Raw genomic sequence first — 13,928 nt, 5'->3', positions numbered from 1 at the left:
TCACCACTGGAGCCAGACCGTCTTGAGCTCGGTGTACTTCTCCAGCGCGTGGACGGATTTGTCACGCCCGTTGCCCGACTGCTTGTAGCCCCCGAAGGGGACGGAGAGGTCGCCTTCCTCATAGCAGTTGACCCAGACGGTACCGGCGCGCAGCGCGCGCGAGAGGCGGTGGGCGGTGCCGAGGTCGGCGGTCCACACGGCGGCGGCGAGGCCGTAGTCGGTGTCGTGGGCGAGCGCCACCGCCTCCTGCTCCGTGTCGAAGGTGAGGACGGAGAGCACCGGGCCGAAGATCTCCTCGCGCGCAAGCCGCATGCCCGGCGTCACCCGGTCGAAGACCGTCGGCGCCAGATAGCTGCCGCCGGGCACGCGCTCCAGGCGGGACCCGCCGGTGCGCAACCGGGCGCCTGCCTCCCGCCCCGCCCGTACGTGGTCGAGTACGGCCTCGGCGCGGGCCTCGCCCGCCACCGCGCCCATCTCCGTCGCCGGGTCCAGCGGGTCCCCGACGCGCAGCGTGCGGGCGCGCTCGACCACGGCGTCCACCACCCGCTCCGCCACCGATGAGTGCGCGAGCAGCCGGGAGGGCGCCGTGCACATCTCGCCCTGGTTGAAGAAGATCCCCCATGCCGCCGTGGCGGCCGCGGCCTTGAGGTCGGGCGCGTCCGGAAGGACGATGTTCGGGGACTTGCCGCCCAGTTCGAGCCAGACCCGTTTGAGGTTGGAGTCGGCGGCGTAGCGCAGGAAGTGGCGCCCCGTGGCCGTCGACCCGGTGAAGGCGAGGACGTCCACACCGGGATGCAGGCCCAGGGCGCGGCCCGCCACGGGGCCGTCGCCCGCGACCACGTTGAGCACGCCCGGCGGCAGCCCCGACTCGTCCGCGACGCGGCCGAGCAGCAGCGCGGACAGCGGTGTCAGCTCGGACGGCTTGAGCACGGCCGTGCAGCCCGCGGCGAGCGCGGGGGCGAGCTTCCAGGCGGCGAGCGTGAGCGGGAAGTTCCAGGGGACGACCGCGCCGACGACGCCCGCGGGTTCGCGCGTGACGAGCGCGAGCGCCTCGGGGCCGGTCTGCGGGGCCTCGTCGCGCAGTTTGTCGGCGAGCTGTCCGTACCAGCGGAACGTGGCGATGGCGGCGCGCAGTTCGATGTCGTACGCCTCGCTGATCGGCTTGCCGTTCTCCAGGCTGATGGTGAGGGCGAACTCGTCGCGGTGCCGCTCGATCAGGTCGGCGAGGCGCACCAGGGCCCGCCCGCGCTCGATGGGGGGCAGGCGGGGCCAGGGGCCCGAGTCGAAGGCGCGGCGGGCCGCGTCGACCGCGTGGCCGACCTCCTTCTCACCGGCGTCGGCCACGACGGCCAGTTCGCGGCCGTCGCGCGGGGACAGGACGCGGAAGGAGGCGCCCGAGCCGTCCTCGTCGGCGCCCGCGACGCGGTGGCGGGTGGGCGGCACCAACTGGTCCGCCCGGCGCAGCCACGTGTCGTGACCGCTGTCGCTGGCTGGCATGAACGCGCCTCCTGTGACTGTCTGTTGGGCCTGCTGCCTGCTGCCTGCTGCCTGCTGCCTGCTGCCTGCGCCTGCTGCCCGTTGTCTGCTGTCTGCGCTTGCGCCCGTACGTGTGCGTGCGTGCGTGTCACCGGCATGTCGTTTGGGGTCAAAGGATAGCCGTGAGGTCCCGTCAGGGAAGGGGGTTGACCGTCCAGATCGCGGCCACCTATGTTGTTTGGGTCCAAACGAAATGGAGATGGCGATGGCTCCTCCCGCACCCGCGCCCACCGCCACGGTGGCCGGAGTCCCGGTCGACACCCGACACTGGATCGGCGGCGAACGCCGCGCCTCCCGCGCCACGTTCACCGACCGCTCGCCCCTCGACGGGGCGCCGCTCGCCGAGATCGCCCGGGGCGGCGCGGAGGAGGCCCGCGCGGCCGTCGCGGCGGCGGCCGCTGCCTTCCCCGGCTGGGCCGCGACGCCGCACCGCGAGCGCGCCCGGCTGCTGCACGCGATCGCGGACGGCGTCGAGGCCCGCCTCGAAGACCTCGCCGCCGTCGAGACGGCCGACAACGGCGGGCTGCTGCGCTCCCACCGCCACGGCGTCATGCCCCGCGCCGCCCACAACCTCCGCTTCTTCGCCGACCGCCTGCTCGCCCTCGGCCACGACGACCTCACCACCCGCGGCCACACCCACCACATCACCTGGGACCCGGCGGGCCCCGCCGCGCTCATCACCCCGTGGAACGCCCCCCTGATGCTGGCCACGTGGAAGATCGGCCCCGCACTCGCCGCCGGGGACCCGGTGGTCCTCAAACCCGCCGAGTGGTCCCCCCTCACCGCCTCGCTCCTCGCGGACATCACCGCCGACGCGGGACTGCCTCCGGGCGTCCTCAACGTCCTCCAGGGGTACGGGGACGAGGCGGGCTCCCCCCTCGTGTCCGACCCCGGCGTGCGCCGCGTCAGCTTCACCGGGTCCGTGCCCACGGCCCGGCGCATCGCCCGGGCCGCCGCCGCGCACCTGGTGCCCACCAGCTTCGAGCTCGGCGGCAAGTCCCCGCTGCTCGTCTTCGCCGACGCCGACCTGGACCTGGCCGCCGACCTCGCCGTCGAGCAGTACGACCACGCGGGCCAGGTCTGCCTCGCCGCCACCCGGCTGCTCGTCGAGGAGCCCGTACGGGACGCCTTCCTCGCGCGCTTCCTGCACCGGGCCCGCGCCCTCGTCCAGGGCGACCCCCGCGAGGAGCGCACCGGCATCGGCCCCTGCGTCCACCCCCGGCACCTGGAGCGCGTCGACGGCTTCGTCCGGCGGGCCCTGGCCGACGGCGCCACCGCGCTCATCGGCGGCGGCCCGCACACCGAGCTGAACGCACGCACCGGCGGCACCTACTACCGTCCCACCCTCCTGACCGACGTCGCACCGGACGCGGAGATCGTGCGCGAAGAGGTCTTCGGCCCCGTGCTCACCCTCCAGACCTTCCGCGACGAGGACGAGGCCGTGGCCCTGGCCAACGACACCCGCTTCGGCCTCGCCGCCACCCTCGCCACCGGCGACCGCGACCGCGCGGCCCGCGTCAGCGCGCGGCTCGTGGCCGGGACGGTGTGGGTCAACTGCTTTTACGTCCGCGACCTCGCCGCGCCCTTCGGCGGCTCCCGCGCCTCCGGCATCGGCCGCGAGGGAGGCGACTGGAGCTTCGACTTCTACTGCGACCTCAAGAACACCGTCACGGCGCCGAAGGGATGGCGGGACCATGGGTGAGATCGTCGGGGCGGGCCTGCTCGCCCACGTCCCCACCATCGTCCTGCCCGAAGCGGTGCGGCGGGAGCTGAACGAGGGGGAGGAAGTCAGCCTCGTGCCCGGCCTTCGCGCGCTGCGCCGGGACGTCTTCGAGGCCCTCGACTACGACACCGTCGTCGTCCTGGACTCGCACTGGGCGACCACCGTGGAGTTCGTCATCGCCGCACAGGACACCAGAACCGGTCTCTACACCTCCGACGAGCTGCCGCGCGGCATGTGCGGCATGCCCTACGACTTCCACGGCGACCCCGAACTCGCCCGCGCCATCGCCTCGTTCGCCGACGCGCACGGCACCTGGATCACCCCGATCCACGATCCGTACCTGCCGATCCACTACGCCACCGTGAACCTGTGGACGTACCTGGGCAAAGGGCTGCCCGACAAGCGGTGGCTCTCCATCGGCGTGTGCCAGACCGGGGACGCCGAGGACCACCTCAGGCTCGGCCGCGCGCTGGCCGACGGCGTCGCCGCGCTCCCGGACCGCAAGGTCCTCCTGATCGCCTCCGGCGCGCTCTCCCACACCTTCTGGCCCCTGCGGGAACTGCGCGACCACGAGGCCAGCGACCCCGCCCACATCCGCACGCCCGAGGCGCGCGCCGCCGACGAGGAGCGCATCGCCTGGCTGTTGCGCGGCGACCACGCGCGCGTGCTGCGCACCATGCCGCAGTTCGCCGCCCACAAGCCCGAGGCGGGCTTCGGGCACTACCTGATGCTGGCGGGCGCCCTAGGCGAGGAGCGCCTGAACGCACCCGGGCGCGCCTACAGCGCGTACGAGAACTCGGTCGGCACGGGCCAGATCCACCTCTGGTTCGACCGCCCGGCGGGCGGTTGGAGCGCCCCGAAGGGGCGCGGGGAACTGCGCGCTCAGCCACAACGCACCCGCGGACCGCAGCGAACAGACAGGGGCAGCCTGTGACCGGAAACAGCGAACCCATGGGCACCACGGATGGGGGCGGGACACGCGAGTACCGCCGCATCCTGCTCGACGGCGCAGCCGTCCACGTGGTCCGGCAGGGCGACGAACTCGTAGCAGGCGACGGCCGCCGCACACCGGCGGCCGACGCCCGGCACCTGCCGCCCGTCCAGCCCTCGAAGGTGATCGCGGTGCACCTCAACCACCGCAGCCGGGTTGAGGAGTTCCAGACCTCGCTGCCGCCCGCGCCCACGTACTTCCACAAACCCGTCTCCGCGCTGAACGCGCACCACGGCGCGGTGGTGCGCCCCGAGGGCTGCCGGTACCTCAACTACGAGGGGGAGATCGCGCTCGTCATCGGCCGCGTGTGCCGCAACGTCGCCCCGCGTGACGCCGGGCGGTACATCGCCGGATACACCCTCGCCAACGACTACGGCCTGCACGACTTCCGGGACACCGACGCCGGTTCGATGCTCCGGGTCAAGGGTTCCGACACGCTCTGCCCGCTGGGCCCCGGCCTGGTCACGGGATGGGACTTCCACGGCAAGTACCTGCGTACGTACGTCAACGGCGCACTGGTCCAGGACGGCTCCACCGACGAGATGACCTGGGACATGCACTACCTCGTCGCCGACATCGCCCGCACCATCACCCTCGTCCCCGGTGACGTCCTCCTCACGGGCACGCCCGCGCACTCGCGCCCGGTCAAGCCGGGCGACGTCGTGGACGTCGAGGCGGAGGGCCTGGGCCGGTTGACCAACCGCGTCGTGGCCGGGCCGACGCCCGTGCGCGAGGACTGCGGAGCACAGCCGACGGCCTCGGAGGAGGTCCTGTCCACGGCGTTCGGCGGCGACTGGGAGTACCGGGGCATCCGGGCGCCCCGCGCCTAGCACCGGCAGCCATCGCCTGACCGGGGTCTCCGTGCGGAGGCCCCGGTCAGGCGTCGTTCATGCCTGCGTCGGCTCGGGCGGCGCGGCGGTGGCCCTGCCGGGCCCGGCCGTCGGCGCGGACACGGACGTGGCGGCGAAGAGACGGGCCACGCGCTCGCGCTCCGCCGGGCTCTGCGGGATGAGATACGCGCAGGCCAGGTACACCGCGAGGTTCAGCGCCATCCCCACGATCCCCGATGTGAGGCCGTCCAGCCAGGGAATGGAGGTGGGATAGGCCGCCGAGAGCCCGGCGGCGGTGCAGAAGCCGACCACCGTTCCGGCGACCGCGCCGGTCCGGTTGCCGCGCTTCCAGAAGAGCCCGAGGAACTGCGGCACGGCGAGCTGCACCACCCCTTGGTAGGCCATGATCGACAGCGTGATGAGGTTGCTGAGGCCGATGTTGGCGACCAGCGCCGCGGCCACGGTGTAGAGGCCGATGGAGATCTTCGCGGTGAGGAGCCGCCCCTTGTCGTCCATCGGCCGGTACACCGCCACCAGGTCGTTGGCGATGAGCGTGCCCACGGACTGCAGCACCCCGTCGGCCATGCCGATCTGCGCGGCCAGGACGCACAGGGCCAGGGCGATGATGACCCACGGACCGCCGATCTCCTGGCCGAGGGTGAACAGGGCCCGGTCGGGGTCGTCGGAGACCCCGGGCAGCGTCCCGGACAGCAGGGCGACGGTCAGCAGCAGCCCGGCGAAGACGAGCGAGCAGGGCATCGCGAGCACGGCGGAACGCTTGACGCTGCGCACCCCGTCCGCGGTGAACAGCCGCACGAACATCCCCGACAGGCACCAGCCGCCCACCGACCCGGTGAAGGTCAGCGCGAACAGGTAGAGCCCGCCGCTGCCGCCGCCGTCCACGGGCAGCGACAGGTTCTCGACCGGAAGGCGGGCGAACCCGTGGCCGGTCGCGACCAGATAGACGATCAGGCCCACCAGCAGGGCCGATCCGAAGACGTACGCGATCATGCCCTGGTAGAAGTCCGTGACGACCACGCCGCGCATGCCCATGCGCACCGTCCAGAACTGCCGCGCCACCAGGACGAGTACGCCCGCGAGCACCGACTGCGAGTAGCTGAGGTGCCCGAAGGAGATGTAGTAGAAGATCAGCCCCATGGCCTGCATCCCGAGCACGGTCATCGGGAAGTTGACCAGGACCTGGATCAGCGCGGGGACGGTGCGTGCGGAGGTGCCGCCGTAGCGCAGGCCGAACAGGTCGGACTGGGTGCGCAGGCCGTGCCGCGCGCCCCACAGCCAGACGCGCCGGGACATCAGGTACATCAGCAGGTAGGCGAACAGGCCGTAGATCAGCAGATGGAAGCCGATCACCCCGCTGCCCGCCGCGAGCCCGGCGTCGGCGATGAAGACCGAACCGGGGAACCAGGTGTTGAGGACCGACATGGTCTGATAGCCGCTGCCGAAGCTGCGCCCGCCGACGGCGTAGTCGGTGAAGTCGGCGTCACGCTGACGGTGCAGGTACAGCGTGAGGAGCACTCCGGCGAAGAAGAGCACCACCATGCCGTAGCCGAGGACCACATTCACTGGGGACGAACCCTTCTCGGTTCCGGGGGTGTGTCAGTCGAGTTCGCCGCGGGCGGCCTCGACGCCGTACAGCACGACGACGCCGGCCGAGATGTGCGTGCCCAGGGCGAGGAAGTAGCAGACGGAGAGCGGGATCCCGGACTGGAAGCGCGGCGCGCCCGCGGTCCAGTACACGGGCGGGACCAGCGCGAGGACGGCGTCGAGCCCGAACCAGGCGCCGAAGAACACCCACTTGCGCCGCGCGGAGAGGGAGATGGCCCAGCGGGCGAACCGCCCCGGCGCCGCCCCGGCTGACGGCCTGGGGAGCGGCCGCGGCGCCCTTTCACCGGGTGTCATGGACGATCTCCCCGTCGAAGACGGTCATCGTCACCGGTGTCGTGGCGATCTCGTGCGGATCGGCGTGGGGGAGATCGCCGTCCACGACGCAGATGTCGGCCGCCTTGCCGGGTTCGAGCGAGCCCTTCCAGCTCTCCGCGAAGTCCTGCCACGCGGCGTTCGAGGTGTACGCGCGGATCGCGGTCTCCAGGTCCACGCACTGCTCGGGTCCGCTGCGCCGCCCGCTGGCCTTGGACTCGCGCAGCATCATCGAGGCCACGCCACGGCGCCAGTCGGGGTAGGTGATGGGCGCGTCCGAGCTGGCGGTGACCGGGATCCCGGCCTGAACGGCACTGCGTACGGGCCATTGGTACGCGGAGCGCTCGGGCCCCACGATGGTGTCCATCACGTCGGCGATCGCGTCCTTGACCCCCGGGTTCATGTTGATGCCCCAGCCGTACTTGGCGAGCGTGGCCAGGGACCGGGCGGAGGTGAAGTCGCCGTGGATGACGTAGTGGCGCGCGTCGGGGCGCGGGGCGTCGGTCTGTGCCGCTTCGAAGGCCTCGACCACCGCGTCGATGCCGTGGTCGCCGGTGATGTGCACGCCGAGCTGGTGGCCCGCCGCGTGGGCGTGGCGCACGATCGCGTCCAGTTCCTCGACGCGCTGGGCGTGACTGTGGCCGTGCAGACACAGGCTGCCGTGGCCGCCGCCCACATACTCCTCGTGCATCCAGGCGGTACGGCTGGGCGGGATGCCGTCGGCGAAGAGCTTCACGCCGAGGATACGCAGCAGCCGTGGATCGGCCCCGGCACACACCCCCTTGAGCTGGGCGAGCCGTTCGGGCAGGTGCCGCGCGGCGCCGCCCATCTCCAGGGGCAGCAGCAGCACGCTGACACGCGCCCGCAGTTCACCGGCCGCCTCCAGGCGTGCGTACGTCTGGAGCGTCTCGGTGTCCGCGACGCCGAGGAAGAGCGAGGTGCCGCCGGGGCCGAGGCCGGGCTCGGTGAAGCTGGTGATGCCCTCGGCGTGGCAGACGGCTATGGCGGAGCGGATGGCGGCCTCGCGCGCGGGGTCGTCCATCAGCGGGACCACGGCGTTCACCAGGTCCTGCGCGCCTTCGCGGAGGATGCCGGTAGGGGCGCCGTCGGCGCCGGTCTCGATGACGCCGCCGGGCGGGACCGGGGTTTCGGCGGTGATGCCCGCGGCCTCCAGGGCGCGGGAGTTGAGCCAGGAGGTGTGCCCGGAGAACTCGTACAGGAGCACGGGGTGCTGGGGCGCGACGTCGTCCAGGTCCTGGCGGCGGGGGGTGCGGCCCGGTTCGGCCAGGCACTCCGCGAGATAGCCGACGTCCCATCCGTTGCCGAAGATCCAGGCTCCGGGCGGGAGTTCGGCGGCCTTGCGGCGCACGGCCTCGCGGATGTCGGCGAGCGACGACACGGCGGGGGCGGCGACGTCGAGGGCGAGCGGCGGGCGGGTGGCGCCGAAGGCGGCGGCGTGCAGATGCGAGTCGTTGATCCCGGGCAGGGCGGTGCGCCCCTGGAGGTCGACGACCTCCGTGCCGGGGCCGATGAGTTCGCTCAGGTCGTGGGTCCGTCCGGTCGCCGCGATCAGGCCGTCGCGGACGGCGACGGCCTGCGTGGTGCGGAACGCGGCGTCGACGGTCAGCACGGTGCCGTTGACGAGCACGAGATCTGCGGGCCTGGGCATGGATGACCTCCTTCCTGCTTTGTTTGGGCCCAAACAATGCCCGGGGCCCGGCTCCGGCGCAAGGGTTCTGCGTGAATCCGGGCGGGGGCGACCGCTGTCGCGGCGACGGGCCCCTGGAGGCGGCACCGTCACCCGGCGAGCCGCTCCACCCGCCGCATCACCTCGCGGCAGAAGTCCCCGACCCCGTCCGGGTCGTCCGTGAACTGCGAGGGCTTCACGCAGAACGTCGTGAAGCCCTGCTCCATCTGCTCCGGCACGGCTTCGAGCGCCCGCGCGAGGCTGGCCACCGACGTCGCGTCGGGGAAGACGGCACGGGTGCCGCCGACCATCTCGAGGCCGGACATGTCGCGCCCCGCCTCCGCCATCGCCGCGCGCAGCTTGTCCAGCTCTCCCGGGGCGGGCCGCCCCAGGGGGTTGAACCCGTGTCCGTACCTGACCAGGCGCCGCAGCACCGCGTCGTGCAGCGTCGAACCGCCGAACCACAGCTCGGGGCCGCCCGCCCGGTGCGGCTTCGGCTCCAGCCAGACGTCGCGGAAGCGGTAGTGCGTGCCCTCGAAGGTGGCGGGCCCTGGTTGCCAGAGGGCCTGCCAGGCGGCGAGGTGCTCGTCCAGGAGCCGGCCGCGGTGGGCGAAGGGCACCTGGAGCGCGGCGTACTCGTCCTCGCTCCAACTGACCGTCGGCAGGACGACGAGCCGACCCCCGCTCAGCAGATCGAGCGTCGCCAACTCCTTGGCGAGGAGCAGCGGATGGCGCAGTGGCGCGAGGACGGCCGCGGCGGCGAGCCGGACGCGTTCGGTGACGGCGGCCATCGCCGAGAGCAGCACGACGGAGCTGGGCCAGGGCGTGTCCGGCGCCTGGTTGCCCGGCAGGGCGTACTCGCGCGGGTTGGGCATCGGGCTCCTGGCCCCGGCGTCCGGGCCGAGCACGATGTGCTCACTGAGCATGACCGAGTCGAATCCGGCGTCTTCCGCCTCGCGGGCCCAGCGCACCAGGGCGTTCAGATCGCAACGGCCGCTGGTCATCGTCCAGTTCTCGGTCAGCACGAGCGTCATGCGGGGGTGGGGCTTGATGGGGGTGCGGGGCGTGGTGTGGGGAGAAGGCTTGGTGTGGGTGTGGGTGTGGGTGTGGGTGTGGGTGTGGGTGTGGGTGTCGGGCTGGGGCTGGGGCTGGGGCATCCGGGCTCCCGGGGTGTCCGAGGGCTATTGTTTGACCTCAAACGGTATGCCGGTGTGTCGCCGTTCCTCAAGAGTCGCGGGGGCGAATCGAGCGAAGCCCCGGGGTCTTCGGGGTTCTCAGGGCGCTCGGGGGGCTGGATGTGGCTGAACTTGTGCTTGGCGGCAGCCTTCTTGGTTCGTACCATTCCTGTCGCCTGAGGCCCTCAGTCAGCGGACGGCCCGCTCATCCCCATTGCCGCCCGCTCGGCATCCCCACGCCAGCGGGCGTGGGCGCATGCACCCCTTCTCCTGAAACCGCTCGCACCATAATTTCAGGACTCGCGCACCACACGACGCGATAGGAAGACCATGGCCGGCGGACTCCTCGCGAGCGGCGCGCTCACCGCGCTGTTCGCCATGGCACTGGCTCCACCCACCACCACCCACGACGTCCCCGCTCCCCAACCGCCCCCCGACAAGATCCGCATCGAAGTCGCCACCGTCAACGGCTCCGGCTGCCGCGAAGGCACCGTCGCCGTCGCCCCGGCACCCGACAACACCGCCTTCACCGTCACCTACAGCGACTACCTCGCCAGCGCGGGCCACCAGGCCGACCCCATCGACTTCCGCAAGAACTGCCAGCTCAGCCTCACCGTCCACGCGCCGGTCGACTACACCTACGCCATCGCGTCCGTCGACTACCGCGGCTACGCCTCACTCCAGTCCGGTGCCCAGGGAGTGGAGAAGGCCTCCTACTACTTCCAGGGCTCACCCGACACCACATCGGAAACCCACCGGTGGCGCGGCCCGTACGCCGACAACTGGCAAGCCACCGACACCAAACCGACCCCCGACCTCGACTGGGCCCCCTGCGGCTCCCAGCGCAACCTGAACATCAACACCGAACTGCGCGTCCTGCTCGGCACCTCCGACCGGGACAAGACCAGCTTCATGGCCATGGACTCCACCGACGCCAAGGCCAGCAGCACCTACCAGCTCGTCTGGAAGCAGTGCGCCAACACCTGAGAGGCAAGCCCAGGGCCTCGATCGGGTAGCCAGGGTGGCCCGAAGCCGGAAGTCCGGCTCCGGGCCACGGCGCGGCACCGCGCCGGACGTGCCACGCCAGTGCCACAGCAGTACCACGGCCGACCTCCACGATGAATCCATCGGCCACCGCGGCGAGCAGGACCGCGGTGAAGGCAGGAGGTCTCGTCATCGTGGACGGCTGGTTCTTCGTCGCACTTCCGGACTGTGAGCGTGCCGGGCGTATCGCCCGGCGGCTCGCCCCGGACCTACATCTGATCTCCCGTCATGCCTCGGGCCGCCCACTGCTGTTCGCCCGGTCGCCGACGGCTCAGCGGGTGACCGCCGAGCGGGGCGGCGCCCGAGCCGCGGTCATCGGAGTCTCGTCCGCGACCGAGGAATCGCTGCGCGGCGCGCTGGGGCGTACGTCCGGCACCGATGTCCTTGACGGCCTGGCGCATTCGTTGTCCGGCAGTTTCCATCTGATCGCGGCCGACGGCGACCGGCTGCGGGTGCAGGGCTCCGCCAGCGGGCTGCGCCGGGTGTTCCACGCCGTGATCGACGGCGTACACGTGGCCTGCGACCGGGCGGACGTGCTCGCGGACCTCGGGGGCTTCCCGCTGGATGACACCGAACTCGCGATCCGGCTCCTTCGGGTGCTCCCGCATCCGCTGGCGGAGGGGTCGATGTGGCGGGGCGTGTCCGCCGTACCGCCGGGATCGGCCCTCCTCGTGGGTGACGGCGGCCGCCGGGCCCGTACCACGGTCTGGTGGCGGCGCCCCGAGCCGGAGCTCGACCGCCGCGCGGGCGCCGAACTGCTGCGCGGTGCGCTCGAAGCCGCCGTGGACGCACGGACCAGGAACGGCGGCACCGTGCACTGCGACCTCTCGGGCGGCCTGGACTCGACGCCGCTGTGCTGGCTCGCGGCCCAGGGCCCCGCCGACCTCGTCGCGACGACCATGTACAACGACGACCCCGGCGGCCGGGAGGATCTCGTGTGGGCCCGGCGTGCCTTGCCGAGCATGCCGGACGTGCGCCACGACACGGTCAGTCTGGACGACACTCCGCAGTTTTTCGAAGGCATGGAAGCCATCGGGCAGCGCCTCGACGAACCGTCGCAGGCGTATCTGTCCGCGCCCCGCATCAGCTACTGCATCGAACGGGCTGCGGCGCGGGGCGCCGGAATGTACCTCAACGGGCTCGGCGGCGACCATCTGCTGTGCGGCCTTCCCGTGTGGGACCACGCGCTGTTCCGCCGCCGCCCGCTGCTCGCCCTGCGGCGCGTCAGGACCGCGCGGCTGCTCGACGGCCGTGCGCTGCTCCCGGGCGTGAAGGAGCTGCTGGACCGGGAGAGCTACGGCGCCTGGCTGCGCCGGACGGTGAACGCGGCACGCCGGGTCCGGGAGGCGAAGCCGGACCTGGGGATGGCGTGGGACGAGGCGGTCGCGCTGCCCCGCTGGCTGAGCCGCGACGCGGCGGCGGCCCTGCTCACCCGGCTGCGGCAGCGGGCCGCGGACGCCGAGCCCCTGGGGGCCGACCGGGCGCTCCACGCGGAGCTGGCGATGGTGCGGGACGGCTGCCGGATCGTGCGCGGGACGCAGCAGTTCGCCGCGACGCTCGGCATGCCCTTCGAAGCGCCGTTCTTCGACGACCGGATCGTCGAGGCGTGCTTCGCGGTACGCCACGAGGAACGTCACTCGCCCCTGGAGTTCAAACCGCTCATCAAGGCGGCCATGAGGGGTGCCCTGCCCGATGAATTCCTGCGGCGGAGCACGAAGACGGGCGGCAGCCCCCAGGCGGTCCGCGGGCTGCGCGATCACTGGCCGACCGTCCTGGGCCTGATCGAACAGTCTCCGCTCACCGCCCGCGGAATCATCGACTTCCCCGCGCTCGCGGCCGGGGAGTCCCCCGGGCACATGGGGATGCCTGACGCCTTCCTGGACCCCACCCTCAACTGCGCCATGTTCACGCGCAATCACCTCGCCGGTGGCCGTCGCGACGACAGCGAGGAGGTCACCCATGAGCCTGCGGCTTCATGACCATGTGTCCATGACCGAGACCGAGTACGGCCTGGTCGTCCTGGACGAGAACACCGGCCGCTACTGGCAGCTCAGCGCGTCCGCGGCCCTCGTGCTCTCCGCCCTCGCGCGGGGCGCCACCGCCGACGAGGCGGTCACCGCGCTCACCGACCGCTACGAGGTCGGCGCGGAGCGGGCCCGCGAGGACGTCGACGCGCTGATCGGTTCGCTGCGCGCGGCCGGGCTGGTGTCCCGATGAGCATCCCCCTGCAGCCTGAAGGATCGATGGTGGTGTCGCCGCGCCACCGCCTTGCCGCACACATGGCCGTGGCGGCCGCCCGGGTGCTGGCGCGCCGCTCGCCCCGGCGGATCCGGTCGGTGCTGCTCCGCGTGCGGCGCGGCGCGCGTCCTGCCACCGTCGCGGAGACGTCCCTGGCCAGGGAGACCGTACTCATGGTCAGCCTCAGATGCCGCGGCGGGCGGGCCTGTCTGGTGCGGTCGATCGCGACGGCGCTGCTGTGCCGGACCCGGTCAGTCTGGCCGACCTGGTGCGTGGGCGTGCTCAAGGCCCCGCCGTTCATCGCGCACGCCTGGCTGGAGGCGGAGGGCGAGATGGTGGACGGGACCACCGACGCCACGCACTACACCCGGCTCATCACCCTCGAAGCTCCCGCCGGAAAACCGGCGGGACGGCACACCACCCGCACCGGAAGGAGGTGAGCAACATGGAGAAGGAGACGTACGCCGCACCTGTCCTGGTCGAACTCGGTTCTTTCAGTGAGGAGACCGGAATCTTCGGGCCCCCCACCAGGCGAGAGTTCGTCTGGCTTTACGACAGGTGGCTGTGACACGCGCCGCCGTCGACGCGCCCACCCGTCTCCGAAAACGAGGTGACAGCCATGGAGGGGGACGTCCACGAAGCGCCCGCTCTCAACGGGCCCGGAGCCTTTACGGAGGAGACCGGGTTCTTCCGGAACGGGGAGTACGCAGTACCCGTCCGGAAGCAGAGCGGCTGACGGACGGCTAACCGCAGGAAGCCGGGTGCG

Annotated in this window: 13 protein-coding genes; 8 read left to right on the top strand and 5 right to left on the bottom strand. The window is 72.2% G+C overall.

All coding sequences use genetic code 11. From position 1 onward, the window contains the following. Nucleotides 1-1,497: an aldehyde dehydrogenase gene (locus AC07A4_RS12605; RefSeq protein WP_478596707.1), complete on the bottom strand. Its 1,497-nt coding sequence runs from the start codon at nt 1,495-1,497 to the stop codon at nt 1-3. 244 nt (nt 1,498-1,741) lie between these two features. Between AC07A4_RS12605 and AC07A4_RS12600 the strand changes: the two genes are divergently transcribed. The 3 genes from AC07A4_RS12600 to AC07A4_RS12590 are packed head-to-tail and all read left to right on the top strand — an operon-like array spanning nt 1,742 to nt 5,080. Then, nucleotides 1,742-3,238: an aldehyde dehydrogenase family protein gene (locus AC07A4_RS12600; RefSeq protein ID WP_478596706.1), complete on the top strand. Its 1,497-nt coding sequence runs from the start codon at nt 1,742-1,744 to the stop codon at nt 3,236-3,238. Further along, the gene (locus AC07A4_RS12595; protein WP_478596704.1) at nt 3,231-4,193 is read left to right on the top strand and encodes a DODA-type extradiol aromatic ring-opening family dioxygenase; all 963 of its coding nucleotides are present in this window, start codon (nt 3,231-3,233) and stop codon (nt 4,191-4,193) included. The genes AC07A4_RS12600 and AC07A4_RS12595 overlap by 8 nt, the downstream gene beginning before the upstream one ends. A gap of 17 nt (nt 4,194-4,210) precedes the next feature. Then, entirely contained in the window at nt 4,211-5,080 is an 870-nt protein-coding gene (locus tag AC07A4_RS12590) for a fumarylacetoacetate hydrolase family protein (RefSeq protein ID WP_478596702.1), read from the top strand. A 57-nt stretch (nt 5,081-5,137) separates the two neighbouring features. On the opposite strand, the gene AC07A4_RS12585 is transcribed toward AC07A4_RS12590, so the two are convergent. The 4 genes from AC07A4_RS12585 to AC07A4_RS12570 form a co-directional block, all read right to left on the bottom strand. Continuing rightward, the gene (locus AC07A4_RS12585) at nt 5,138-6,664 is read right to left on the bottom strand and encodes a sodium:solute symporter family protein (RefSeq protein WP_478596700.1); all 1,527 of its coding nucleotides are present in this window, start codon (nt 6,662-6,664) and stop codon (nt 5,138-5,140) included. A 33-nt stretch (nt 6,665-6,697) separates the two neighbouring features. Continuing rightward, a complete protein-coding gene (locus tag AC07A4_RS12580) occupies nt 6,698-7,000 on the bottom strand; it encodes a hypothetical protein (RefSeq protein ID WP_478596698.1) in 303 nt (100 codons plus the stop codon). Continuing rightward, nucleotides 6,987-8,687 carry an amidohydrolase gene (locus AC07A4_RS12575; RefSeq protein ID WP_478596695.1) on the bottom strand — a complete coding sequence of 567 codons (1,701 nt, stop codon included), beginning with the start codon at nt 8,685-8,687 and terminating at the stop codon, nt 6,987-6,989. Before AC07A4_RS12575 ends, AC07A4_RS12580 begins: the two co-directional genes overlap by 14 nt. A 128-nt stretch (nt 8,688-8,815) precedes the next feature. Further along, nucleotides 8,816-9,739: a TIGR03619 family F420-dependent LLM class oxidoreductase gene (locus tag AC07A4_RS12570; protein WP_478597499.1), complete on the bottom strand. Its 924-nt coding sequence runs from the start codon at nt 9,737-9,739 to the stop codon at nt 8,816-8,818. A gap of 471 nt (nt 9,740-10,210) precedes the next feature. Here AC07A4_RS12570 and AC07A4_RS12565 point away from each other — a divergent pair, with 471 nt between their 5' ends. The 5 genes from AC07A4_RS12565 to AC07A4_RS12545 all read left to right on the top strand — a co-directional run bounded on the left by AC07A4_RS12565 (nt 10,211) and on the right by AC07A4_RS12545 (nt 13,730). After that, nucleotides 10,211-10,867, top strand: coding sequence for a DUF4360 domain-containing protein (locus AC07A4_RS12565; RefSeq protein ID WP_478596692.1), 657 nt, complete (start codon nt 10,211-10,213; stop codon nt 10,865-10,867). 167 nt (nt 10,868-11,034) lie between these two features. Continuing rightward, nucleotides 11,035-12,903: an asparagine synthase-related protein gene (locus AC07A4_RS12560; protein ID WP_478596689.1), complete on the top strand. Its 1,869-nt coding sequence runs from the start codon at nt 11,035-11,037 to the stop codon at nt 12,901-12,903. A gap of 10 nt (nt 12,904-12,913) precedes the next feature. After that, nucleotides 12,914-13,141, top strand: a complete 228-nt coding sequence (locus AC07A4_RS12555; RefSeq protein ID WP_478596687.1) for a lasso peptide biosynthesis PqqD family chaperone — start codon at nt 12,914-12,916, stop codon at nt 13,139-13,141. Next, nucleotides 13,138-13,602, top strand: coding sequence for a lasso peptide biosynthesis B2 protein (locus AC07A4_RS12550; RefSeq protein WP_478596684.1), 465 nt, complete (start codon nt 13,138-13,140; stop codon nt 13,600-13,602). The genes AC07A4_RS12555 and AC07A4_RS12550 overlap by 4 nt, the downstream gene beginning before the upstream one ends. A 5-nt stretch (nt 13,603-13,607) precedes the next feature. After that, nucleotides 13,608-13,730, top strand: coding sequence for a lasso RiPP family leader peptide-containing protein (locus tag AC07A4_RS12545; protein WP_478596681.1), 123 nt, complete (start codon nt 13,608-13,610; stop codon nt 13,728-13,730). The last annotated feature ends 198 nt before the right edge of the window (nt 13,731-13,928 follow it).

The organism is Streptomyces sp. NPDC043996 (assembly GCF_056435225.1).
The sequence above is the reverse complement of the archived record's forward strand: the minus strand, read 5'-3'. Positions and strand labels throughout refer to the sequence as shown.